This window comes from Curvibacter sp. EU05-FHT14A10 (genome assembly GCF_058791075.1).
In genome coordinates, this window is the sequence record NZ_JBYTDE010000004.1 from 144,258 (window position 1) to 165,668 (window position 21,411).

Annotated in this window: 22 protein-coding genes; 19 read left to right on the top strand and 3 right to left on the bottom strand. The window is 61.7% G+C overall.

Features of this window, described 5'->3' with window-relative positions:
- Nucleotides 1-80: 80 nt before the first annotated feature.
- From fabD to nagZ, 18 genes are all read left to right on the top strand, one after another.
- Complete coding sequence (fabD, locus tag AC3WUT_RS09255; protein WP_492347057.1) at nt 81-1,031, top strand: ACP S-malonyltransferase; 951 nt, start codon at nt 81-83, stop codon at nt 1,029-1,031.
- Nucleotides 1,028-1,771, top strand: a complete 744-nt coding sequence (gene fabG, locus AC3WUT_RS09260; RefSeq protein WP_492346796.1) for a 3-oxoacyl-ACP reductase FabG — start codon at nt 1,028-1,030, stop codon at nt 1,769-1,771. The genes fabD and fabG overlap by 4 nt, the downstream gene beginning before the upstream one ends.
- Nucleotides 1,772-1,875: 104 nt before the next feature.
- Nucleotides 1,876-2,115: an acyl carrier protein gene (gene acpP, locus AC3WUT_RS09265; RefSeq protein WP_019575021.1), complete on the top strand. Its 240-nt coding sequence runs from the start codon at nt 1,876-1,878 to the stop codon at nt 2,113-2,115.
- A gap of 115 nt (nt 2,116-2,230) precedes the next feature.
- Entirely contained in the window at nt 2,231-3,478 is a 1,248-nt protein-coding gene (gene fabF, locus AC3WUT_RS09270) for a beta-ketoacyl-ACP synthase II (protein WP_492346797.1), read from the top strand.
- 68 nt (nt 3,479-3,546) lie between these two features.
- Nucleotides 3,547-4,014 (top strand): hypothetical protein, encoded by a 468-nt coding sequence (locus tag AC3WUT_RS09275; RefSeq protein WP_492346798.1) that lies wholly within the window; start codon nt 3,547-3,549, stop codon nt 4,012-4,014.
- A gap of 22 nt (nt 4,015-4,036) precedes the next feature.
- Nucleotides 4,037-4,672, top strand: a complete 636-nt coding sequence (rpoE, locus tag AC3WUT_RS09280) for an RNA polymerase sigma factor RpoE (RefSeq protein ID WP_492346799.1) — start codon at nt 4,037-4,039, stop codon at nt 4,670-4,672.
- A gap of 18 nt (nt 4,673-4,690) precedes the next feature.
- Nucleotides 4,691-5,323: an RseA family anti-sigma factor gene (locus AC3WUT_RS09285; protein WP_492346800.1), complete on the top strand. Its 633-nt coding sequence runs from the start codon at nt 4,691-4,693 to the stop codon at nt 5,321-5,323.
- Between the two features lie 23 nt (nt 5,324-5,346).
- Nucleotides 5,347-6,414: a MucB/RseB C-terminal domain-containing protein gene (locus AC3WUT_RS09290; RefSeq protein ID WP_492346801.1), complete on the top strand. Its 1,068-nt coding sequence runs from the start codon at nt 5,347-5,349 to the stop codon at nt 6,412-6,414.
- Nucleotides 6,415-6,509: 95 nt separating this feature from the next.
- Nucleotides 6,510-7,994: a DegQ family serine endoprotease gene (locus AC3WUT_RS09295; RefSeq protein ID WP_492347058.1), complete on the top strand. Its 1,485-nt coding sequence runs from the start codon at nt 6,510-6,512 to the stop codon at nt 7,992-7,994.
- Between the two features lie 503 nt (nt 7,995-8,497).
- Nucleotides 8,498-10,306: a translation elongation factor 4 gene (lepA, locus tag AC3WUT_RS09300; protein ID WP_492346802.1), complete on the top strand. Its 1,809-nt coding sequence runs from the start codon at nt 8,498-8,500 to the stop codon at nt 10,304-10,306.
- A 2-nt stretch (nt 10,307-10,308) separates the two neighbouring features.
- Nucleotides 10,309-11,289 (top strand): signal peptidase I, encoded by a 981-nt coding sequence (gene lepB / locus AC3WUT_RS09305; protein WP_492346803.1) that lies wholly within the window; start codon nt 10,309-10,311, stop codon nt 11,287-11,289.
- 64 nt (nt 11,290-11,353) lie between these two features.
- A complete protein-coding gene (locus AC3WUT_RS09310) occupies nt 11,354-11,704 on the top strand; it encodes a DUF4845 domain-containing protein (RefSeq protein ID WP_492346804.1) in 351 nt (116 codons plus the stop codon).
- Nucleotides 11,705-12,388, top strand: coding sequence for a ribonuclease III (rnc, locus tag AC3WUT_RS09315; RefSeq protein WP_492346805.1), 684 nt, complete (start codon nt 11,705-11,707; stop codon nt 12,386-12,388). It abuts the gene before it with no gap.
- The gene (gene era / locus AC3WUT_RS09320) at nt 12,385-13,404 is read left to right on the top strand and encodes a GTPase Era (protein WP_492346806.1); all 1,020 of its coding nucleotides are present in this window, start codon (nt 12,385-12,387) and stop codon (nt 13,402-13,404) included. Before rnc ends, era begins: the two co-directional genes overlap by 4 nt.
- An 11-nt stretch (nt 13,405-13,415) precedes the next feature.
- Nucleotides 13,416-14,180, top strand: coding sequence for a DNA repair protein RecO (gene recO, locus AC3WUT_RS09325; RefSeq protein WP_492346807.1), 765 nt, complete (start codon nt 13,416-13,418; stop codon nt 14,178-14,180).
- Complete coding sequence (locus AC3WUT_RS09330) at nt 14,177-14,950, top strand: pyridoxine 5'-phosphate synthase (protein WP_492346808.1); 774 nt, start codon at nt 14,177-14,179, stop codon at nt 14,948-14,950. Before recO ends, AC3WUT_RS09330 begins: the two co-directional genes overlap by 4 nt.
- A gap of 15 nt (nt 14,951-14,965) precedes the next feature.
- A complete protein-coding gene (gene acpS / locus AC3WUT_RS09335; protein ID WP_492346809.1) occupies nt 14,966-15,382 on the top strand; it encodes a holo-ACP synthase in 417 nt (138 codons plus the stop codon).
- Nucleotides 15,383-15,424: 42 nt separating this feature from the next.
- Entirely contained in the window at nt 15,425-16,507 is a 1,083-nt protein-coding gene (gene nagZ, locus AC3WUT_RS09340) for a beta-N-acetylhexosaminidase (protein ID WP_492346810.1), read from the top strand.
- Nucleotides 16,508-16,561: 54 nt separating this feature from the next.
- On the opposite strand, the gene AC3WUT_RS09345 is transcribed toward nagZ, so the two are convergent.
- Complete coding sequence (locus AC3WUT_RS09345) at nt 16,562-17,557, bottom strand: GGDEF domain-containing response regulator (RefSeq protein ID WP_492346811.1); 996 nt, start codon at nt 17,555-17,557, stop codon at nt 16,562-16,564.
- A gap of 137 nt (nt 17,558-17,694) precedes the next feature.
- Entirely contained in the window at nt 17,695-19,230 is a 1,536-nt protein-coding gene (gene lysS, locus AC3WUT_RS09350) for a lysine--tRNA ligase (RefSeq protein ID WP_492346812.1), read from the bottom strand.
- Nucleotides 19,231-19,457: 227 nt separating this feature from the next.
- Here lysS and AC3WUT_RS09355 point away from each other — a divergent pair, with 227 nt between their 5' ends.
- Nucleotides 19,458-20,012 (top strand): YggT family protein, encoded by a 555-nt coding sequence (locus AC3WUT_RS09355; RefSeq protein ID WP_492346813.1) that lies wholly within the window; start codon nt 19,458-19,460, stop codon nt 20,010-20,012.
- Between the two features lie 12 nt (nt 20,013-20,024).
- On the opposite strand, the gene chrA is transcribed toward AC3WUT_RS09355, so the two are convergent.
- Nucleotides 20,025-21,371: a chromate efflux transporter gene (gene chrA, locus AC3WUT_RS09360; RefSeq protein ID WP_492346814.1), complete on the bottom strand. Its 1,347-nt coding sequence runs from the start codon at nt 21,369-21,371 to the stop codon at nt 20,025-20,027.
- Between the last annotated feature and the right edge of the window lie 40 nt (nt 21,372-21,411).

A 21,411-nucleotide genomic window follows, 5' to 3' on the forward strand; every position in this document is an offset into this window, starting at 1 on the left:
TGGGTGTCGCCTCCCCTGTGCTCTATCGCAGCCGGGTGTTGGGGTGACGTGGTTCTCGTTTGTCCAGTCTCCAAAAAAACATGACTCCATTTGCATTTGTATTTCCGGGCCAGGGCTCCCAGTCGGTGGGCATGCTGGATGCCTGGGGTGATCACCCCGAAGTGCGCAGCGCCTTGAGTGAGGCGTCCGACGCCTTGGGTGAGGATGTTGCTGCATTGATCCATTCAGGCCCCAAAGAGGCTTTGGCGCTCACCACCAACACGCAGCCTGTGATGTTGGTGGCTGCGGTGGCGGCCTACCGGGCATGGATGGCAGAGACGGGCATGGCGCCTGCGGTGGTGGCGGGTCACTCCCTGGGTGAGTATTCCGCGCTTGTGGCCTCTGGTGTGTTGACTTTGGCGCAGGCCGCGCCTTTGGTTCGTTTCCGTGCCGCGGCGATGCAGGAGGCTGTGCCCGTTGGTGTGGGGGCCATGGCCGCCATTCTGGGTATGCCTGCGGTGCAAGTCGTGGCAGGTTGCCAGGCTGTGACGGCCGAATTTGGCGCAGGCTCGCCGGAGGTCGTGGAGGCGGTCAATTTCAACGATCCGATGCAGACGGTGATTGCCGGTAGCAAGGCGGGGGTCGAAAAGGCATGCGAGTACCTCAAGTCTCAAGGCGCCAAGCGGGCTTTGCCTTTGCCGGTGTCGGCGCCGTTCCATTCGAGTCTGATGAAGCCTGCTGCAGAAAAACTGCGCGAAAAATTGGCAACCCTGACGCTGGGGCTGCCACAGATTCCTGTGGTCAATAACGTCGATGTGCAAGTCGAGGCGGATCTTGAGCGAATCCGGGATGCTTTGTACCGCCAGGCTTTTCAGCCTGTTCGCTGGGTGGAGTGCATCCAGGCGATCAAGGCCCGCGGTGTGGCGCATGTCATTGAATGCGGTCCCGGCAAAGTCTTGGCTGGCATGACCAAGCGCATCGATGCAGAGATGGTGGGTGGCGTGGTGCTGGATCCCGCAACACTGGCAGAAACCAAAGGATTGTTGGCATGACTGACGTGAAATTTGAAGGACAGGTTGCCCTGGTCACGGGTGCATCCCGCGGGATTGGTGCGGCGATCGCCATGGAGTTGGCTCGGCGGGGTTTGAAGGTGATCGGTACGGCCACGACGGATGAGGGTGCCGACCGAATCTCCGCCACGCTGGCCCCCGTGGGTGGGTTGGGAGCCACGCTGGACGTCAATGATGGTGCCGCCGTCGATGCGCTGATCGATCGCATCGTGAAAGAGCAGGGCGCTCTGCAGGTCCTGGTGAACAATGCTGGCATCACGCGCGACATGTTGGCCATGCGCCTCAAGGATGCGGATTGGGATGCGGTGCTTGATACCAATTTGAAGTCGGTCTTCCGCATGAGCCGTGCCGTGATGCGTCAGATGATGAAGCAGCGTTATGGACGCATCATCAGCATCACCAGTGTCGTCGGTGCCTCGGGCAATCCCGGGCAGGCCAACTATGCTGCCGCCAAGGCGGGGGTGGCTGGCATGACGCGTGCGCTGGCCCGTGAATTGGGCAGCCGCGGCATTACTGTGAACTGTGTGGCCCCGGGCTTCATCGACACCGACATGACGGCTTCGCTGCCTGAAGAGCAGCAAAAAGCCTTGCTGACCCAGATCCCTTTGGGTCATCTGGGTCAGCCCGCCGACATCGCTCATGCCGTCGCTTACCTGGCCTCGCCGCAGGCCTCGTATGTGACTGGGCAAGAGTTGCATGTCAATGGCGGCATGTACATGTAAATTAACAGCAAATCAAAGCCGATTGGTCCGTGCGGCAAATGCTTCGGGATTGTTCTCCGGGGCGGCTAAAATCACGGATCTTTTCACAACCCTCAGAGGGAACCATGAGCGATATCGAAGCACGTGTCAAAAAAATCATCGCCGAACAACTCGGCGTGGAAGAGTCTCAAGTGACTAACGAAAAAGCCTTTGTCGCAGACCTCGGCGCAGACTCTCTGGACACGGTGGAACTGGTGATGGCTCTGGAAGACGAGTTCGGCATCGAAATCCCGGACGAAGATGCCGAGAAGATCACCACGGTGCAAAACGCGATCGACTACGCCAACACGCACCACAAGGCCTGAGTCCCTGGCGGACCGGTCCTACACTTTTGGAGTGCGGGCCGGCAGGGCCTTGCGGCTTTGCCTGGCTTGTCACAGACCGCCGGCGCTTTGCGTCCGGCCAAACTGAGATTTTCATATGTCCCGTCGTCGCGTTGTCGTCACTGGCCTGGGTTGTATCAGCCCCGTAGGCAATACGGTTGCCGAGTCCTGGAACAATTTGCTGGCCGGCCAGTCTGGTATCGACCTGATCAAGTCGTTCGATGCCAGCTCTTTCGCCTGCAAGTTTGCTGGCGAAGTGAAGGGGTTTGACATCACCCAGTACATCCCGGAGAAAGAAGCGCGTCACATGGATCGCTTCATTCACCTGGGGATGGCTGCTGCCATGCAGGCGGTGGTTGACTCGGGTTTGCCCACCGGCGACGCGTTGACCGAAGAGCAGGCAGCCCGTATCGGCTGCAACATTGGTTCTGGCATCGGCGGCTTGCCGATGATCGAACAGACCCATGGCGAATACACCAACCGGGGCCCGCGTAGAATTTCGCCGTTCTTCGTGCCGGCCTCGATCATCAACATGATCTCGGGTCATGTTTCCATTCAATACGGCTTCAAGGGTCCCAATGTGGCCGTGGTCACCGCTTGCACCACCGGTCTGCACGCGATCGGTTTGTCGGCTCGCATGATCGAGTATGGCGACTGTGATGTCATGGTGGCGGGCGGCGCCGAGTCGACCGTGTCGCCTCTGGGCATCGGGGGCTTTGCCGCAGCCCGTGCGCTGTCCACCCGCAACGATGATCCCAAGACGGCTTCTCGCCCCTGGGACAAGGACCGTGATGGTTTTGTTCTGGGTGAGGGCTCTGGTGTCATGGTGCTCGAAGAGTATGAGCACGCCAAGGCGCGGGGTGCCCGCATCTACGCTGAGATCATAGGCTTTGGCATGTCCGGCGATGCGTACCACATGACTGCCCCCAACGTGGACGGCCCGCGTCGTTCCATGGAAATGGCCTTGCGCAATGCGGGGATCAATGCGGATCAGGTCCATTACCTGAATGCGCATGGCACCTCGACCCCCTTGGGTGATGCCAACGAAACCAATGCCATCAAGGCGGCGCTGGGCGATCACGCCTACAAGACCGTGGTCAATTCGACCAAGTCGATGACCGGGCACTTGCTGGGTGGCGCGGGTGGTATCGAAAGTGTCTTTACCGCGCTCGCGGTCCACCACCAGAAGAGCCCACCCACCATCAACATCTTCAATCAGGACCCGGATTGCGATCTGGACTACTGTGCCAATGAGGCCCGTGATCTGAAGATTGATGTGGCCGTCAAGAACAACTTCGGTTTTGGCGGTACCAACGGCACGCTGGTCTTCAAGCGTCTGGCTTGATCCGGCGGCACAGGGCGGCTCGCCCTGTGGCCTCTGATCAATACACACTTCATGCCGGTTGCTGATTGATGCATGCCGCGCCCCCTGTCCGCTATCCGATCAAGCCCTCGCGGCTTCGACGGCTTGGTGAAGGGGGCGTTTTCGTTTTCACCCTGTTCTGCCTGGGTCTCTGGGTCTATCAGACCACGCCTCCCATGGCTTGGGGGCTGAGCGCCTTGTGCCTGTGTCTTCTTGCTTTGGCGCTCATGGTGCAGTCAACCTGGGGTGCCCTGCCTGGGGAGCTTGCTTGGGACGGCATGGCCTGGTCGCTCCATTTGCAGACGCGTCGCGCGTCTGTCTGGGTCGGGCATGGCTCGCTGAATGTGCTGTTGGATTTGCAGGTCGTCCTGTTGCTGCGTTGGCGGGCAGAGGGCTTGCTGGCCGGTAAATGGATCTGGCTGGAACGCCGAACCCAGCCTTCTCGCTGGCACCTGCTGCGCTGTGCGGTATATTCGCGCGCTGCACACGAGCCGTCAAAAGAGCCCATCGGGCCTTGAGCTCGGTGTTGTCTTCGTTTTCATGACCCTCACCCCCACAACCCTATTGCCAGTGCCGGACGACAGTGATCTGTTGTTGGTTCAACGCGCGGTCGCTGGTGATCAGCGCGCATTTGAGCTTCTGGTTCTGAAGTACCAGCGGCGCGTTGCCCGCCTGGTGGCGCGCATGGTCCGGGATTCCGATCTGGTCGATGACGTGGTGCAGGAGACCTTCATCAGGGCATACCGCGCGCTGCATCAATTTCGGGGTGATGCGCAGTTTTATACGTGGCTTTATCGGATCGCGGTCAACACCGCCAAGAAGGCCCTGGTCGATCTGCGCCGCAACCCGGTGATGAACGAAAGCGCGCTGCGCGGTCGTGACGATGACGATGAAACTTCCCCGGTTTCAAACGAACTAAGCAGCGATGAAACCCCGGAAACCGTCTTGGCCGCCAAAGAAATCGGCGAAGCGGTGAACTCTGCCATGGAAGCCTTGCCTGAAGACTTGCGGCAGGCCGTCACGCTGCGGGAGATCGAAGGACTCAGTTACGACGAAATCGCTGAGGTGATGAATTGTCCGATTGGTACGGTGCGCTCCCGGATTTTTCGCGCCCGGGAGGCCATTTCGGCCAAGGTCAAGCCGTTGCTGACCAATCAGACTGGGAAACGTTGGTGATGAACCAAGGGATTGCAAATGGACCGAAAGCTTGAAAACCGCGAGTTGATCTCTGACTTGGCTGATGGACGCCTTGATGACGCCGATGCTGCCAAGTTGTTGGATCAGTTGAATGCAGACGACGATGCTGCCGTCTCGTGGGAGGTCTACCACCTCAGCCGGGATGTGCTTCGTGGTGAGTGGGGTTCAAGTGCAGATGTGGCCGCTGCCGTGCCAGACCTGTCGCCTGACTTCATGGTGCGTTTGCGTGCCCGTCTGGCTGACGAGCAGATTGAACCCCTGGTGCCTGCCTTGCAGCCCCAGCCAGAGGCGCCGCGAACATTTCAGGCGGAAGCAGCCAATCAACCTCTTTTCCGCTGGCGTATGGTTGCCGGCTTGGCTTCAGTGGTGGCGGTTGCGGCTGTGGGCTGGGGCGTGATTGCCCACCAGCAGCCCGCGCGCTTGGGTGAGCAAATGGCCGCGAACGGCGGCGCGGCTGCCGGTGTGCAGGCCGTGGCCGTCTCGCTGCCGGGTGACGAGCGTGCTGTCATGCTGCGCGATCCTCGTCTGGATGAGTTGTTGGCCGCTCACAAGCAGGCAGCCGGAGCCTCTGCTTTGCAGACGCCGGCCGGCTTTCTGCGCAACGCGACTTTTGAGGGGGCATCACGGTGAGCCTTGCCCCTGGTGCCGATGGCATGCCCCGGAGGATCGGTCGTGCATTGCTGCCTCTGATGGTGGCATTGGGTCTGCAGTCTGGCGCTTTTGCGGTGCAGGCGCAGCCGCCCGTGCAGGCCACCGTGGGGCCAGCGCCGATCGCCAAGCCGGCCGCGCCAGAGCTTGACTTGAACCAGTGGTTGTTGCGCATGCACAATGCGTCGAGCCGCAAAGCCTATGTCGGGACGTTTGTGGTCATGTCGGCTGCAGGTGGCATGTACAGCTCGCGCATCTGGCACGTTTGTGATGGCGATGTGCAGATGGAACGCATCGACGCTCTGACCGGCCCCCCCCGTTCGACTTTGCGTCGCAACGATCAGGTCATCACCTTTTTGCCCGAGTTGAGGGTGGCGAGGGCTGAGAAACGCGAGTCTTTCGGCGTCTTCCCCAATTTGCGCCGAGGCGGCGATCCGGCCTTGGCCACTCTGTACCAGGCCAGCGCTCAGGGCGTGGACCGTGTGGCAGGCTTCGATGCCGATGTGGTGCTGATCCAGCCCAAGGACGCCCAACGATTTGGTTACCGCATCTGGAGTGAAAAAAAGTCTGGGTTGGTGGTCAAGATCCAGACCCTGGATGCCGACGGGCGTGTTCTGGAGCAGGCGGCCTTCTCCGAACTGGACCTCGATGCCAGTGTCAAAATGGAAAAGCTCGCCCAGATGATGGCGGCCACCAGCGGCTACCGGGTGGAGCACCCCGATCTGACCAAGACGACGGCTCAGCAAGAGGGCTGGGCCCTCAAGAGTCCTGTGGCTGGCTTTCAGACGGTCAGTTGCTACAGGCGCGGGATGGCCCCTGCGCCCACGATCGGCCCCAAGGGCCCGCCGGAACCCACCCTGCAATGGACGTTTTCTGATGGCCTGGCCACCGTTTCGCTGTTCATTGAGCCCTACGATCGTCAGCCTCGCGCCGCCGATGAGGTGCAGCTCTCCATGGGCGCCACACAAACCCTGGGCAAGCGTGTGCTCGGCGATTGGTGGGTAACCCTTGTTGGCGAGGTTCCCGCACAGACCTTGAAGTTGTTTGCTCAGAACCTTGAGCGGCTCAAATAAATCCCTCCCCAGAGTCCATCGGCTCGTTGCTGATCCGGCGACGGGCCTGAGCTGTTTCGGACCTGGTGCATGAATCGATTCTTGAAAGGACCATGATGCCGATCGTCCCTTGGAAAAAAAAACTGAATGCCTGGGTGCTGTTGGCTGCGGTGGGCAGTGCTTCCGCACTGTCTCTGTTCCCGGCCCACGCTGCCCAAGCCCAAAGTGCCCCGACGCAGCGAACCTTGCCTGACTTCACGGACCTCGTGGACCAGGTGGGGCCATCGGTGGTCAATATCCGAACGCTTGAGAAGGTCTCAAGCCGGCCTGGCGCCGGCACGGGTATGGACGAAGACATGCTGGAGTTTTTCCGGCGTTTCGGCTTGCCGGTGCCCCAGGTACCTCGACAAGGCCCCAAGCAGCCTCAGCGCCCCCAGCCCGAAGAAGAGGCCCAGCCTCGTGGTGTGGGCTCGGGTTTCATCTTGACGCCGGACGGCTTCATCATGACGAATGCTCATGTGGTCGAGGATGCGGATGAGGTGCTGGTCACTTTGACTGACAAACGCGAATTCAAGGCCCGCATTGTTGGCTCGGACAAACGCACCGATGTCGCTGTCGTCAAGATTGAAGCCGCAGGCCTGCCGGCTGTGAAGCTGGGTGAGGTGTCCCGTCTGAGAGTCGGCGAATGGGTGATGGCCATCGGCTCTCCCTTTGGCCTGGAGAACACGGTCACGGCCGGCATCGTGAGTGCCAAGCAGCGTGAAACAGGTGATTACCTGCCTTTCATTCAAACGGACGTCGCGATCAACCCGGGTAACTCGGGCGGCCCCCTGATCAATATGCGCGGTGAGGTCATTGGCATCAACAGCCAGATCTACTCCCGATCGGGTGGTTTCATGGGCATCTCCTTTGCGATTCCGATCGACGAAGCCATCCGGGTCAGTGACCAGTTGCGTGTCAGTGGCCGGGTCTCCCGGGGCCGGATCGGCGTGCAGATCGATCAGGTGACCAAAGAGGTTGCCGACTCTGTGGGCCTGAGCAAGGCGCAGGGCGCCCTGGTCAGGGGGGTCGAGTCTGGATCACCGGCAGACAAGGCGGGCGTGGAGCCGGGTGATGTGATTCTGCGTTTTGACGGCAAGCCGATTGAGAAAAGTGCCGATCTGCCACGTCTGGTGGGTAACACCAAGCCTGGCTCGCGCAGTACATTGACGGTCTTCCGGCGAGGGGGCAATCGCGATCTGGCGATCACCGTCGCTGAGATCGAGCCTGATTCGGTGGCCGCACGCAAAACCGAACGTGACGACAAGCCGCGCAGCTCGTCGGCGGCTCAGTCCTTGGGGCTGGTGGTCACCGAGCTGACGGCTGCCCAGAAGAAAGAGCTCAAGCTCAAAGGCGGCGTCCGTGTTGACGCGGCGACTGATGTTGCCGCCCGGGCTGGTTTGCGCGAGGGCGATGTGATTCTCTCTGTGGCCAACAGTGAAACACTTTCCGTGAAGGATTTTGAGCAGGCCTTGGCCAAGGCTGACCGCAACAAAGTCATCAGCATGCTGTTCCGTCGTGGCGAGTGGACGCAGCTGGCGACGTTGCGACCCGCACGCTGAGCGGGACGCCGGGCTTGTTTCAACCCTGCTGACCGCTCGGGTTTGTTCGGTCTCAGGCCCTGTTTTTCATGGGCTCGGCGCTTTTTTCAAACAGCGGTGGGCTTGGGGATAAAAAGTTTGCGGGTACTTACCTATTCAAGTCCTAATGCGCCGTTTAGGTAGAATCGCGCTGTTGACCGATGCGCCAAGGCATATCGAGAAGACTGAAAACCACGATACGGGAAGCCAGGCCCTCCAAGGAGAGTGATCCACAGATCGCCCACATGTGACTCAGAACGTTCTGAAGAAATTTGTGGATAAGCTGTTGATAAGTTTCCTGTTGCAACGTTGCAACGACAGGGTCTTGGTCTTGCTCGGGCTGTACGTCCCAGGCTTTTTGCCTACAATGAAGCTCCAACTATCGCAGTTGCCATAGATTGTTGGTTCAGGGCGCGTCGCCACAAGACGCGCCCTTTTTTCTTGCGTCTCTCCCAGACAATTCAATTACTTAAGCGTTCTCGTTGATGAATCACATCAGAAATTTTTCGATCATCGCCCACATCGACCATGGCAAATCAACGCTGGCCGACCGCTTGATTCAGCGCTGCGGAGGGCTTGAAGAGCGTGAGATGGAGGCGCAGGTGCTCGATTCGATGGATATCGAAAAAGAGCGTGGGATAACCATCAAGGCACAGACCGCGGCGCTGCAATACAAGGCCAAGGACGGGCAGATCTACAACCTGAATTTGATCGATACCCCGGGCCACGTGGACTTTTCTTATGAGGTGAGTCGGTCCTTGTCAGCCTGTGAAGGCGCGCTGCTGGTGGTTGATGCCTCGCAGGGTGTCGAGGCCCAGACCGTGGCCAATTGCTACACCGCGCTCGACCTGGGTGTCGAGGTGCTGCCCGTGCTCAACAAGATGGATTTGCCACAGGCTGATCCCGAGAACGCCAAGGCTGAAGTCGAGGATGTGATTGGCATTGATGCCACCGATGCCATTCCCTGCTCGGCCAAGACAGGCATGGGCATTGACGAGATTCTTGAAGCCATCGTCGCCAAGATCCCGGCCCCCAAGGGCAACCCGAACGCGCCCCTGCGGGCCATGATCGTCGACAGCTGGTTTGACAGTTACGTCGGCGTGGTGATGCTGGTGCGTGTGGTCGATGGTCGTCTGGGGCGCGGCGAGCGCTTCAAGATGATGGCCACGGGCACGGTTTACAACGCCGACAACCTGGGGGTGTTCACGCCCGCCAACCTGCCGCGCGAGTCGCTTGAGGCCGGTGAGGTGGGGTACATCATCGCCGGCATCAAGGAGTTGCAGGCTGCCAAGGTCGGCGACACCATCACGCTCGAAAAGAAATTGCCCAACAACCTTGGCCCGGCCTCCGAAGCGCTGCCAGGTTTCAAGGAAATCCAGCCGCAGGTGTTTGCAGGTCTGTACCCGACCGAGGCCAACCAGTACGACTCTCTGCGCGACAGTCTGGAGAAGCTCAAGCTCAACGACGCCTCATTGCAATTTGAGCCCGAGGTGTCACAGGCGCTGGGTTTTGGTTTCCGTTGCGGCTTTCTGGGCCTGTTGCACATGGAGATCGTGCAGGAGCGTCTGGAACGCGAGTTCGATCAGGATCTGATCACCACCGCGCCCAGCGTGGTCTACGAGGTGGTGAAGGGCGATGGCGAGGTCATCATGGTGGAGAACCCTGCCAAGATGCCTGACCAAGCTCGCATTCAGGAGATCCGCGAGCCCATCGTGACGGTGCACCTGTACATGCCACAAGACTATGTCGGTGCCGTGATGACGCTGGCCAATCAGAAGCGTGGCGTGCAGATGAACATGGCCTACCACGGTCGCCAGGTGATGTTGACCTACGAACTGCCGCTCGGCGAAATCGTGCTCGACTTCTTCGACAAGCTCAAGTCGGTCAGTCGCGGCTACGCTTCGATGGACTATGAGTTCAAAGAGTACCGGGCCTCTGACGTGGTCAAGGTGGACATCTTGCTCAATGGCGAAAAGGTCGACGCCTTGTCCATCATCGTGCACCGCAGCCAGTCCCAATATCGAGGCCGGGCGGTCGCAGCCAAAATGCGTGAAATCATCAGCCGGCAGATGTTCGACGTGGCCATCCAGGCCGCCATTGGTGCCAACATCATTGCCCGCGAATCCATCAAGGCCCTGCGCAAGAACGTGCTGGCCAAGTGCTACGGCGGTGACGTCAGCCGCAAACGCAAACTTCTCGAGAAACAAAAGGCGGGTAAAAAGCGCATGAAACAGATCGGTTCGGTCGAGGTGCCACAAGAGGCGTTCCTGGCCATTCTGCAGGTGGAGGATTGATGATGAATGCCATGTCAACGGTCACGGCCATCATCCTGGCCGGCTTTGCGGCCTACATCGGGGCCTGGTACCTGAACATCGGTGGCATCGAAGGCAACTTTGCGCTGCTGCTGTTCCTGGCCACGCTGGTCACCGGTGCGTACTGGTTGGCGGAGCGCCTGTACTTTCTGCCACGCCGGCGCCAGGCTGTGGTGGCTGTGGAAGCGGCTCAAATCCAGCGCCGCGAGGAACTCACCCGCATGGGCATCAAGCAGGTCGATGGCGATGTCGAAGACACCAAGAGCCGCTTGCTGATGCAACCCTGGTGGCTCGATTGGACCGCCGGCCTGTTCCCGGTGATCGCGGCGGTCTTCGTTTTGCGGTCTTTTCTGTTTGAGCCGTTCAAGATCCCGTCGGGCTCGATGATTCCGACTTTGCTGGTGGGTGACCTGATCCTGGTGAACAAGTTCACCTACGGCGTCCGCTTGCCGGTGATCAACAAAAAAATCACCGATGGCACCCCACCGCAGCGGGGCGATGTGATGGTGTTCCGCTACCCTCCCAAGCCGAGCCTGGACTACATCAAGCGTGTTGTCGGCGTGCCCGGCGATGAAGTGGCCTACCTCAACAAGCGCCTGACCATCAACGGCAAGCCCCTTGAGACGACAGCCGTCCCTGATTTCTTCGACGAAGATGCCGTGCGCTACTTCAAGCAGTTCGAGGAAGCCTTGGGTGACCGGCCTCACCGTCTGCTCAACGACCCGGACCGTCCTGCCTTTGTGCCAGGCGTGGAAGACTTTCCGTTCAAGGCCAACTGCCACTACACCGTTGAAGGTGTGACCTGCAAGGTGCCTGAAGGCCATTACTTCATGATGGGCGACAATCGCGATAATTCGCTCGACTCACGGTATTGGGGCTTTGTGCCTGATGCCAACATCGTCGGCAAGGCCGTGTTTGTCTGGATGAACTTCGGCAATCTGAAGCGCATCGGGCCATTCCATTGAGTCGGGCGCAGGTGTGCATGCACCGTTTCCGGGGCACAGGAGGGGTTTAAATATGAAAAGACGCATGTCAATTGGCCGCTCGTCACAGCGCGGCATGTCGTTCATCACCTTGGTTCTGATGGCAGCGCTGATCGTGTCTGTTCTGGTCGTGGGCGCTCAAGTGGTTCCCACGGGCATTGAATATGTCGCGGCCAAGCGGGCCATTGACCGGGCCAAGTCGGGCGACACGGTGGCAGAAATCCAGCAGGCGTTTGATCGCTCTGCGGCCATCGACGACATCACATCGATCACGGGCAAAGACCTCGACATTCGGAAGAACGGCGACAAAATCATTGTCTCCTTCGCCTATGTCCGTGAAATTCATCTCATCGGGCCAGCTTATCTGGTCATGAAATACAGCGCGCAGACCAACTAGGTGGACCCTCGACTTCAAACCCTGCAGCAGAAGCTGCAACACACATTTGCGGACCCGAAGCTGTTTCAGCGGGCGGTGACCCACCGCAGTTTTTCCGCTGACCACAACGAGCGTCTTGAATTCCTGGGCGACTCCGTGCTCAACCTGGCGGTGTCCAGCCTGCTGTACCGGCGCCTGGGCACCTTGACCGAGGGCGATCTGTCCCGCACCCGGGCCAATCTGGTCAAGCAAGACACCCTGCACCAACTGGCGCTGGACCTTGATCTGCCCGGCGTGCTTCGCCTGGGTGAGGGGGAGTCGCGCTCTGGAGGACAGAAGCGCCCCTCCATCCTGGCCGATGCCGTAGAGGCCCTGATCGGCGCGGTGTTCCTCGACGCTGGTTATGGCTCGGCTGAGGCCTTGGTGCATCGGCTTTACCAGGCCGTGGAGATCAACCCTCAGATGCAAGCCATGGGCAAGGACGCCAAGACGGGCTTGCAGGAGTGGTTGCAGGCTCGCAAAATGAAAGTGCCGTCCTACCGCGTGGTGCTCACCACCGGGGTGGCGCATCGCCAGACCTTTGATGTCGAGTGTGAAATTCCCGAACTGGGCCTGACCGAGCGAGGCATCGGCGGCTCCCGGCGTGCCGGCGAGCAGGCCGCCGCAGCAGCGATGCTGCTCACCCTGAAAGCGAAATACAAATGAACGACGCTACAAAGCCTGTAGCCGGCACGAATGCCGACCTCGAAGCCATGCTGGCCGCGGCCAAGCCAGGCGCAGCCCCAGTGACCGCTGCTGATGTGGTGGCTGGCGCCGCCCCGATCGAAGGTCAGCGCTGCGGTGTGATCGCCATCGTGGGCAAGCCCAACGTCGGCAAGTCCACACTGCTCAACGCCTTGATCGGGCAGAAGATCAGCATCACCTCGCGCAAGGCTCAGACCACGCGTCACCGCATCACCGGCATCCGCACCCTGGGTCAGACCCAATACGTGTTTGTGGACACCCCCGGCTTCCAGACGCGTCACAGCACGGCGCTCAACAAATCGCTCAACAAGACCGTGATGGGTGCCATCGGTGATGTGGACTTGGTGCTGTTCGTGGTTGAGGCGGGTAATTTCACGTTGGCCGACGCCAAAGTGCTGTCCTTGCTCAAGCCGGGCATCCCGGCCCTGTTGGTGGCCAACAAGCTCGACACCGTGAACCGCCGCGCCGAACTGGCCCCTTGGCTCAAGGGCATGCAGGAGCGCCACCCCTTCAATGAGTTTGTGCCCATGTCGGCCAAGAACAAGGGCGACATCGAACGCTTGTTTGGCATCTGTGAGAAATACCTGCCCGAACAGGCCTGGTTCTATGGCGCCGATGAGCTGACCGACCGCAGCGAGAAGTTCCTGGCCTCCGAAACGGTGCGTGAAAAGCTGTTCCGCTTCACCGGTGACGAGTTGCCTTACACCTCCACCGTGGTCATCGACAAGTTCGACGAAGAAAAAAGCAAGACCCATAACCGCATGCTGCGCATCTCGGCCACCATCGTGGTCGAGCGCGACGGCCACAAGGCCATGGTGATCGGTGACAAGGGCGAGCGCCTCAAGCGCATTGGTACCGAAGCCCGTCAGGAGCTTGAGAAGCTCATGGATGCCAAGGTGTTCCTGGAGTTGTGGGTCAAGGTCCGTTCGGGTTGGGCTGACGATGAAGCCCGTGTGCGCAGCTTCGGCTACGAGTAAGCGACCTCGCCGTGGCGCCCCCGAAGCGCATTGCGGACGAACCCGCCTTCGTTCTGCACCGCTACGACTGGAGTGAGTCCAGCCTGATCCTTGAGGTCATGACCCGGCACCACGGCCGCCAGGCCTTGGTGGCCAAGGGTGCCAAGAAGCCCACCTCCAATTTCCGGCCCGTGCTGTTGCCGCTGCAGCCACTGCGCCTGGGCTACAGCCTGACACCGGATCCGCAGGCCGAAATCCACACCCTCAAAGCGGCTGATTGGGTGGGCGGGCACATCATGCCCACCGGCGATGCCTTGTTGTCAGGCTACTACCTCAACGAGCTGTTGATGCGTCTGCTGGCGCGTGACGACCCGCATCCGGGCCTGTTCGATGCCTATGCCGCGGTGGTGCGTGTGCTGGCCAGTGAACATGGCGATGCCTTGCAGCCCGTGCTGCGGGCGTTTGAGCTGGTGCTGCTGCGCGACCTGGGCCTGCTGCCTGCGCTGGACCAGCAAACCGCTACGCTGGCCCCCTTGAGCGCCCAAAGGCTTTACGTGCTGGTGGCCGAGGGGGGGCTGCGCGAAGCCGGACCTCAGGAGCGTGGCGGTCTGCCCGGTGCCTGGTGGATCGGACTGCAGCGGGCCCTCGATGAGCCCGCGCCACTGGCGGCCACCTTGCGCGCCAGCGCAGATGGCACGGCCGAGCTCAAGCACCAACTGCGGGCCTTGCTCCACTACCATTGCGGTTCGCGCACCTTGCGCACCCGGCAACTCATGATCGACCTGCAAAACCTATGAACGCTGCGACCTCCTCCCTGCATCCGCTCACCGCCCTGTCGGTCAACCTCAACAAGGTGGCACTGGTGCGCAACACCCGACACCTGGGCATCCCCAGCGTCACCCGGGCGGCAACGCTTTGTTTGCAGGCCGGTGCAGCCGGCATCACCGTGCACCCCCGTCCTGATGAGCGCCACATCCGCGCGGATGATGTGGGCGACTTGGCGGCCTTGCTCAAGCAGTGGCCGGCGGCAGAGTTCAACATCGAAGGCAATCCCTTCCACAACCTGATGGACTCTGTGCGCCAGTTCCGGCCGCACCAGGCCACGTTTGTGCCCGATACCGAAGGTCAGTTCACCAGCGACCATGGCTGGAGCTTTCCTCAGGATGCCGGCCGCCTCAAACCGCTGATTGACGAAGCCCACGCCCTCGGCGTTCGGGTCAGCTTGTTCATGGACCCGATTCCGGAAGCCATGGCGGCCGCACGCGCCCTTGGCGCGGACCGTGTCGAGCTCTACACCGAGACCTGGGCGCGTGCCCATGGCACCCCTGATGAAGCCCGCGTGCTGGCGCAGTTTGCCGACACGGCGAAGGCTGCACTGGCGGTTGGCCTGGGGCTCAATGCCGGCCACGATCTGTCCCGAGACAACCTCAGTGCCTTTCTGCGGGGCGTGCCTGGCGTGTTGGAGGTCTCGATCGGACACGCCTTGATCGCCGATGCCCTGGAGCTGGGCTACGAGGCCACGGTGCGTGATTACCTGCGCTGCATCGTGGCGGCCCAGCCAGCCTGAGTCGCGGGTCTTGTCATGATCTACGGCATCGGTACCGACATTTGCGACGTCCGTCGCATCCAGGCCAGCCTGGCCCAGCATGGCGATCGCTTTGCCGAGCGTGTGCTGGCGCCCGCCGAGCTGCAAACCTGGCGTGAACGCACTGAACGCTGGCCTGAGCGTGGTGTTCGCTACCTGGCCACCCGTTTCTCGGCCAAGGAGGCCTTCAGCAAGGCCGTGGGCATGGGCATGCGCATGCCCATGACCTGGCGTTCCTGCGAGATTGCCAAGCTGCCCAGTGGGCAGCCGGTGATCGTGCTGCACGGCGAACTCAAGACCTGGTTTGAAGCCCGCGGGCTGTGTGCCCATGTCACCGTGACCGATGAGACCGATTACGCCGCCAGCTTTGTGGTGGTGGAGCACACCGCACCTGGCGCCGCCACTGCGGCCTGAACCCGATTTCTTTTTCTGTTTCCCGTTGGAAGACCCCGCACCATGTCCGACCATGCCCCTCTGATTCTCGACGTCGCCGGCACCGAACTCAGCGCCGCGGACCGCCGCCGCCTGGCCCACCCGTTGACCGGCGGCGTGATCCTGTTTTCACGCAACTGGCAAAACCGGTCTCAGTTGCTGGCGCTCACCAGTGCCATCAAGGCGGTGCGCGACGACTTGCTGATCTGCGTGGATCACGAAGGGGGGCGTGTGCAGCGTTTCCGCTCGGATGGTTTCACCCACTTGCCGCCCATGCGCGCCTTGGGTGATCTGTGGATGAAGGACGGCAAGGGTGGTCCGGGCAGCGGTGCGCTGGCCGCCACCAACGCTGCCACCGCGGTGGGCTATGTGCTGGGCAGCGAGTTGCGGGCCTGTGGCGTCGATTTCAGCTTCACCCCGGTGCTGGACCTGGATTGGGGCGAGAGTGGCGTGATCGGTGACCGGGCTTTCCATCGTGATCCGCGTGTGGTGGCCCTGCTGGCCAAGAGCCTGATGCACGGCCTGCTGCAGGCGGGCATGGCCAATTGCGGCAAGCACTTCCCCGGCCATGGCTTCGTCAAGGCGGATTCACACACCGAGATCCCGGTGGACAAGCGCAGCCTCAAGGCCATCCTGGCCGACGATGCTGCACCTTACCCCTGGTTGTCGAGCACGCTCACCAGCGTCATGCCGGCCCATGTGATCTACCCCAAGGTGGATCGCCGCCCGGCGGGCTTTTCCAGCCGCTGGCTACAGGAGATCCTGCGCCGTCAACTGGGCTTTGATGGGGCGATCTTCAGCGACGACCTCAGCATGGCTGGTGCCCGGCTGTTGGATGGCCGGGAGGTGAGCTACACCGAGGCCGGTGCGGCCGCCCTGAACGCGGGCTGCGATCTGGTGTTGTTGTGCAACCAAAGCCTGGGCGATGGCAGTGCGGTCGACGGTTTGCTGGACGGCCTGACTGCGGCGCGGGCTGCTGGCCTCTGGCACCCCAGCCAGGACAGTGAGTCGCGCCGACTGGCCTTGCTGCCCGAGACCCTGCCGCAGGCCTGGGATGAGCTGATGCTGCAGCCGGCCTATCTGAACGCGCTGGCATTGCTGCCCTGAAGGGCGCGCTGTCAGGGCCGCACGTCTGCTGCCCTGAGGCTGTGCGGGGCCCGCTCAGCTTTGCAGGTGCTCCACCGTGTCCATCTGGAACTCGAAGCTGAAGAAGCGGTTGCGGCCCTGGGCCTTGGCCGCATAAAGTGCCTCGTCTGCCCGCATCAGCATGCCTTCCGGGCTGGTGGACTCGTCGGGCAGGCAGGTGGTGATACCGCCCGATATCGTCACCCAGGGTTCGGTGGGTGAGTCGGGGTGCGCCAGCTTCAGGCCCCGCAGCATCTTGGCGCAGGCCCGGGCAAAGGTCATGGCTCCCGATTTAGGGGTGTCGGGCAGGATCAGGGCGAATTCTTCGCCACCGTAGCGAGCCGCCACATCTGAGGGCCGCTTGCAGATCGTGCTGAGCATGCCTGAGATCTTCTGCAGGCACTGGTCGCCCTCGACATGCCCCAGGCGGTCGTTGTAGAGCTTGAAGTGGTCAATGTCGCACAGCATCAAGGTCAGGGGTTTGCTGTCGCGTCGGGCCTGCCGGATCTCGGCGTAAAGCAGCCTGTCCAGGCCGCGGCGGTTCACCAGGCCGGTGAGCGGATCGCGCTCGACCAGTTCGTTGAGCTTCTGATTGGCGAGGTTCAGCTCTTCTGTCACTGCCACCAGGCGGCGCTGCATCCCCAGCAGGCGTTGCATGGCCCGCAGCTTGGCAGCCAGCACGGTGGAGGTCACCGGCTTGATCAGGTAGTCATCGCCGCCCGCCTCGATGCCTCGCCAAAGGTCCTCGTCGCGGTCCATGCCCGATAGAAAGATGATGGGTGTCCAGTTGCCCGGCTCGCTGTCGCGGATCTTCTGGGCGGTCCAGTAACCATCATGGCCGGGCATGCGGATGTCGAGCAGCACCAGATCAGGGCGCTTGGTGGCAAATACTTCCAGTGCTTCCTCGGCAGAGCCGGCCTGCCACACGGTTTGTACGCCCACTTGTCTGAGCTCCAGCGCCAGCGCCAAGCGAATGGCCTCCTGATCGTCGACCACCAGAACCGTGAAGGGGCTTCCGTAAGAAAGAGGCATGTTGGGTCTCACTTCAGGCATTCGATCTAGGGCCCCATGCTAAGGGGCTTTGGGGTCACTTGAACTGTCGAATCCGGCATTTCTCCCTGGTTTGACCGTCTTGACCTACCAGGGGAGGGCTTTCCCTCCCCCCACTGTCACGCCTCGCGGCGCAGTGCCGGGAACAGGATCACGTCGCGGATGCTGGGGCTGTCGGTGAGCAGCATCATGAAACGGTCGATGCCGATGCCGCAGCCGCCGGTAGGGGGCAGGCCGTATTCGAGGGCTCGCACAAAGTCGTGGTCGAAGAACATGGCTTCGTCATCGCCACCGTCTTTGGCGGCCACCTGGGCGTGGAAGCGTGCGGCCTGGTCTTCGGCATCGTTGAGCTCGGAGAAACCATTGCCGAACTCACGGCCGGTGATGTACAGCTCGAAGCGCTCTGTCACTTCGGGGCGCTGGTCATTGGCACGGGCCAGGGGCGAGATCTCGGTCGGGTGTTCCATGATGAAGGTCGGCTGCCACAGCTTCTCTTCGACGGTTTCCTCGAACAGCAGGACCTGCAGGCTGGCCACGCTGCGGCCGCTGAGCTTGTTTTTTTCTTCCGACAGGCCGATCTTCTTCAGGCTCTGGATCAACCAGGCCGCGTCGTCCACCTGGGCGTCGGGGGTGTGCTTGAGGATGGCCTCACGGATGGTCAGGCGTTCGAAGGGCTGGGCCAGGTCCACGGCCTTGCCCTGGTAGGTCAGTTGCAGGGTGCCAACGGACTTCTGGGCGGCGTCGCGGATCAGGGCTTCAGTGAAGCTCATCAGGTCCTGGTAGTTCCAGTAGGCCGCATAGAACTCCATCATCGTGAACTCGGGGTTGTGGCGCACCGAGATGCCTTCATTGCGGAAGTTGCGGTTGATCTCGAAGACGCGCTCGAACCCACCTACGATCAGGCGTTTGAGGTAAAGCTCGGGCGCGATGCGCAGGTACATCTCCTGATCGAGCGCGTTGTGGTGCGTCACGAAGGGCTTGGCGTTGGCGCCACCCGGGATCGGGTGCAGCATGGGGGTTTCAACTTCCAGAAAGCCGTGCTGCACCATGAATTCACGGAGTCCGCTCACTGCCTTGCTGCGGGCCGCGAAGCGCTTGCGGGCATGCTCGTCGGTGATCAGGTCCACGTAGCGCTGGCGGTACTTCTGCTCTTGGTCGCTCATGCCATGGAACTTGTCGGGCAGCGGGCGCAGGCTCTTGGTCAGCAGGCGCAACTGGGTCACATGGATCGACAGTTCGCCAGTCTTGGTCTTGAACAGGGTGCCCACGGCGCCCACGATGTCGCCCAGATCCCAGTGCTTGAAGGCCCCGTAATGCGCTTCGCCAAGGGCATCGCGGGTCACATAAAGCTGAATGCGGCCGGTGGCGTCCTGCACCGTGGCAAAGCTGGCCTTGCCCATGACGCGCTTGAGCATCATGCGGCCTGCCACGCTGACGGTCACGGGGCGGGCGGTCAGGTCTTCGGCCTCGGAGTGGCCGTAGGCCGCATGCAGGGCATCGGCATGGTGTTCGGGCTTGAAGTCGTTCGGGAAGGCCACACCTTCACCGCGGGCCTGGGCTTCGCGCAGGGCTTTGAGCTTTTCGCGGCGTTCTGCGATCAGCTGGTTGTCGTCCTGGGCGGGGGTGGCGTGCGCGGTGTGTTGGTTTTCAGACATGGAATGCGTTCGTTGAACGGGTCAAATGGGGGTCTCTAAGGACCAAACCGCGTATTTTAGTTTTTTGCCGGTGCCTTGGTACAGATCGAAGCGGATTCGATGTGTTCGCAGCGCTGGATCCAGCGCTTGTTCGCATGGCTTGCAGGGCTGCAGCCAGGTCACCGCTGTGCTGCGTTGATAATCCGCTGGGTGCGGCATTGCACGTCTTCAAAGGTTCTGCTCCGATCATGCTTTATCAAATCGCTTCACTTTTGTTGGATGTGGTGGCCGGCCTGTTCGGCGGCGCCTGTTTGTTGCGCTGGTACATGCAACTGCAACGCGTGCCCTTCGGCAATCCGGTGGGGCGGATGGTATTTGCCTTGTCCGATTGGTTGGTGCTGCCTTTGCGCCGGGTGGTGCCGCCAATCGGGCGATGGGATGTGTCCAGCCTGCTGGGCGCCTGGTTGATCGAGTTGCTGCAATTTTTGCTGCTGTGGGCTTTGCTGGGCGGTCATGCCAGCTTGGTCAGTCTGCCGGTGCTGGCGGTGTTCGGCATGCTCAAGCTGGCCCTCACGGGCATGACGGGGCTGGTCATCGTGTTTGCCATCTTGTCCTGGGTGCAGTCGCCCAACCCCATGTTCCATGTGCTGCAGCGCCTGTGTGACCCTTTGCTGACCCCATTCCGGCGCGTGATTCCGTTGGTCGGCGGGGTGGATCTGGCGCCACTGGCCTTGCTGGTGGCGCTGCACATTGGCAACCTGGTGCTGGGGTATGTGCAGGCGTCGGTGTTGATGGGCTTCTGATCGGGTTCTGAGTCAGCGCAGCCACTGCAAGGCCAGGCCGGCCATCAGGGCCGCCCCGACCACGGTCATCACGCCCACTTTGTAGCGGATCAGGGCGGCCAGCGCCGCCAGCCCAATCACTGCGGCAGGCCATTCAAACGGCCCCTGCCAGCCAGCGGGCCACAGCACGTGCCAGGCAAAAAACAGCGCCAGGTTGAGGATCACGCCCACCACGGCGGCCGTGATGCCCGTCAGCGGCGCCGTGAAATGCAGCTTGCCATGGGTGGATTCGATGAAAGGCCCTCCCAGGAAGATGAACACAAAGGAGGGCAGAAAGGTGAAGAAGGTCACCACGGCTGCACCGGCCATGCCGGCCGCCAGCAGGGCCTCAGGCCCGTACAGCGATTGCCCCCAGCCGCCCACAAAACCCACAAAGGACACCACCATGATCAGGGGGCCCGGTGTGCTTTCACCCAGGGCCAGGCCGTCCATCATCTGGGTGGCATTCAGCCAGTGGAAGTGCTCGACCGCCCCCTGGTAGACGTAGGGCAGCACGGCATAGGCACCGCCAAAGGTCAGCAGGGCGGCCTTGGTGAAGAACCAGGCCATCTGTGTGAGTGGGCCGTCCCAGCCTTGCAGGGCCACGAGGCCGCCAAGTGCCAGGGCCCACAAGCCGAGGCCTGCCAGCAGCACCCGTGCGAAGCCGCCCCAGCTGAAGCGCGCGTGGGCCGGGGTGGGGGTGTCATCATCGATCAGGGCGGGGGCGTGCCGGGCTTGATGGGCGCTGGCGTGGCCGCCCCCCAGGCTGAAGGCGGCCGGTGCCCAGCGGCCACCGAGGTACCCGATCCCGGCAGCGCCCAGGACGATCAGCGGGAACGGCAGGTTCAGGGCAAAAATGGCCACGAAGGCCGCCAGCGCGATCAGGCGCAGTGAAGTGTTCTTGAGGGCGCGCCCCCCGATGCGGTGGGCTGCCGCCAGCACGATGGCGGTCACTGCAGGTTTGACGCCATACAGGGCGGCGGCCACGGCCGGCGTGCTGCCAAAGCGCATGTACAACCACGACAAGCCCATCAGCAGCAGCAGCGAGGGCAGCACGAACAGCCCCCCCGCCACCAAACCGCCCCAGCGCCGGTGGAGCAGCCAGCCGATGTAGGTGGCCAGTTGCTGGGCTTCCGGCCCGGGCAGCAGCATGCAGTAATTGAGGGCGTGCAGAAAGCGCTGCTCTGAAATCCAGCGCCGGCGTTCCACCAGCTCCTCGTGCATCATCGCGATCTGCCCGGCTGGCCCGCCGAAGCTGATGCAGCCCAGCTGGAACCAGTAACGCAGGGCCTGCCAGAAGGTGGGGGCAATGGGTGACGTGGGCGGGGTGGATGATTCCATGGGCTGGGCCGGATAAAGCAAAAGGCCTTCGAAAAGGCCT

What these genes read in the sequence shown, in the direction of transcription:
- fabD (WP_492347057.1), top strand. Translation starts at nt 81, where the DNA reads ATGACTCCATTTGCATTTGTATTTCCGGGCCAGGGCTCCCAGTCGGTG.
- fabG (WP_492346796.1), top strand. Translation starts at nt 1,028, where the DNA reads ATGACTGACGTGAAATTTGAAGGACAGGTTGCCCTGGTCACGGGTGCA.
- acpP (WP_019575021.1), top strand. Translation starts at nt 1,876, where the DNA reads ATGAGCGATATCGAAGCACGTGTCAAAAAAATCATCGCCGAACAACTC.
- fabF (WP_492346797.1), top strand. Translation starts at nt 2,231, where the DNA reads ATGTCCCGTCGTCGCGTTGTCGTCACTGGCCTGGGTTGTATCAGCCCC.
- AC3WUT_RS09275 (WP_492346798.1), top strand. Translation starts at nt 3,547, where the DNA reads ATGCATGCCGCGCCCCCTGTCCGCTATCCGATCAAGCCCTCGCGGCTT.
- rpoE (WP_492346799.1), top strand. Translation starts at nt 4,037, where the DNA reads ATGACCCTCACCCCCACAACCCTATTGCCAGTGCCGGACGACAGTGAT.
- AC3WUT_RS09285 (WP_492346800.1), top strand. Translation starts at nt 4,691, where the DNA reads ATGGACCGAAAGCTTGAAAACCGCGAGTTGATCTCTGACTTGGCTGAT.
- AC3WUT_RS09290 (WP_492346801.1), top strand. Translation starts at nt 5,347, where the DNA reads ATGCCCCGGAGGATCGGTCGTGCATTGCTGCCTCTGATGGTGGCATTG.
- AC3WUT_RS09295 (WP_492347058.1), top strand. Translation starts at nt 6,510, where the DNA reads ATGCCGATCGTCCCTTGGAAAAAAAAACTGAATGCCTGGGTGCTGTTG.
- lepA (WP_492346802.1), top strand. Translation starts at nt 8,498, where the DNA reads ATGAATCACATCAGAAATTTTTCGATCATCGCCCACATCGACCATGGC.
- lepB (WP_492346803.1), top strand. Translation starts at nt 10,309, where the DNA reads ATGAATGCCATGTCAACGGTCACGGCCATCATCCTGGCCGGCTTTGCG.
- AC3WUT_RS09310 (WP_492346804.1), top strand. Translation starts at nt 11,354, where the DNA reads ATGTCAATTGGCCGCTCGTCACAGCGCGGCATGTCGTTCATCACCTTG.
- era (WP_492346806.1), top strand. Translation starts at nt 12,385, where the DNA reads ATGAACGACGCTACAAAGCCTGTAGCCGGCACGAATGCCGACCTCGAA.
- AC3WUT_RS09330 (WP_492346808.1), top strand. Translation starts at nt 14,177, where the DNA reads ATGAACGCTGCGACCTCCTCCCTGCATCCGCTCACCGCCCTGTCGGTC.
- acpS (WP_492346809.1), top strand. Translation starts at nt 14,966, where the DNA reads ATGATCTACGGCATCGGTACCGACATTTGCGACGTCCGTCGCATCCAG.
- nagZ (WP_492346810.1), top strand. Translation starts at nt 15,425, where the DNA reads ATGTCCGACCATGCCCCTCTGATTCTCGACGTCGCCGGCACCGAACTC.
- AC3WUT_RS09345 (WP_492346811.1), bottom strand. Translation starts at nt 17,557, where the DNA reads ATGCCTCTTTCTTACGGAAGCCCCTTCACGGTTCTGGTGGTCGACGAT.
- lysS (WP_492346812.1), bottom strand. Translation starts at nt 19,230, where the DNA reads ATGTCTGAAAACCAACACACCGCGCACGCCACCCCCGCCCAGGACGAC.
- AC3WUT_RS09355 (WP_492346813.1), top strand. Translation starts at nt 19,458, where the DNA reads ATGCTTTATCAAATCGCTTCACTTTTGTTGGATGTGGTGGCCGGCCTG.
- chrA (WP_492346814.1), bottom strand. Translation starts at nt 21,371, where the DNA reads ATGGAATCATCCACCCCGCCCACGTCACCCATTGCCCCCACCTTCTGG.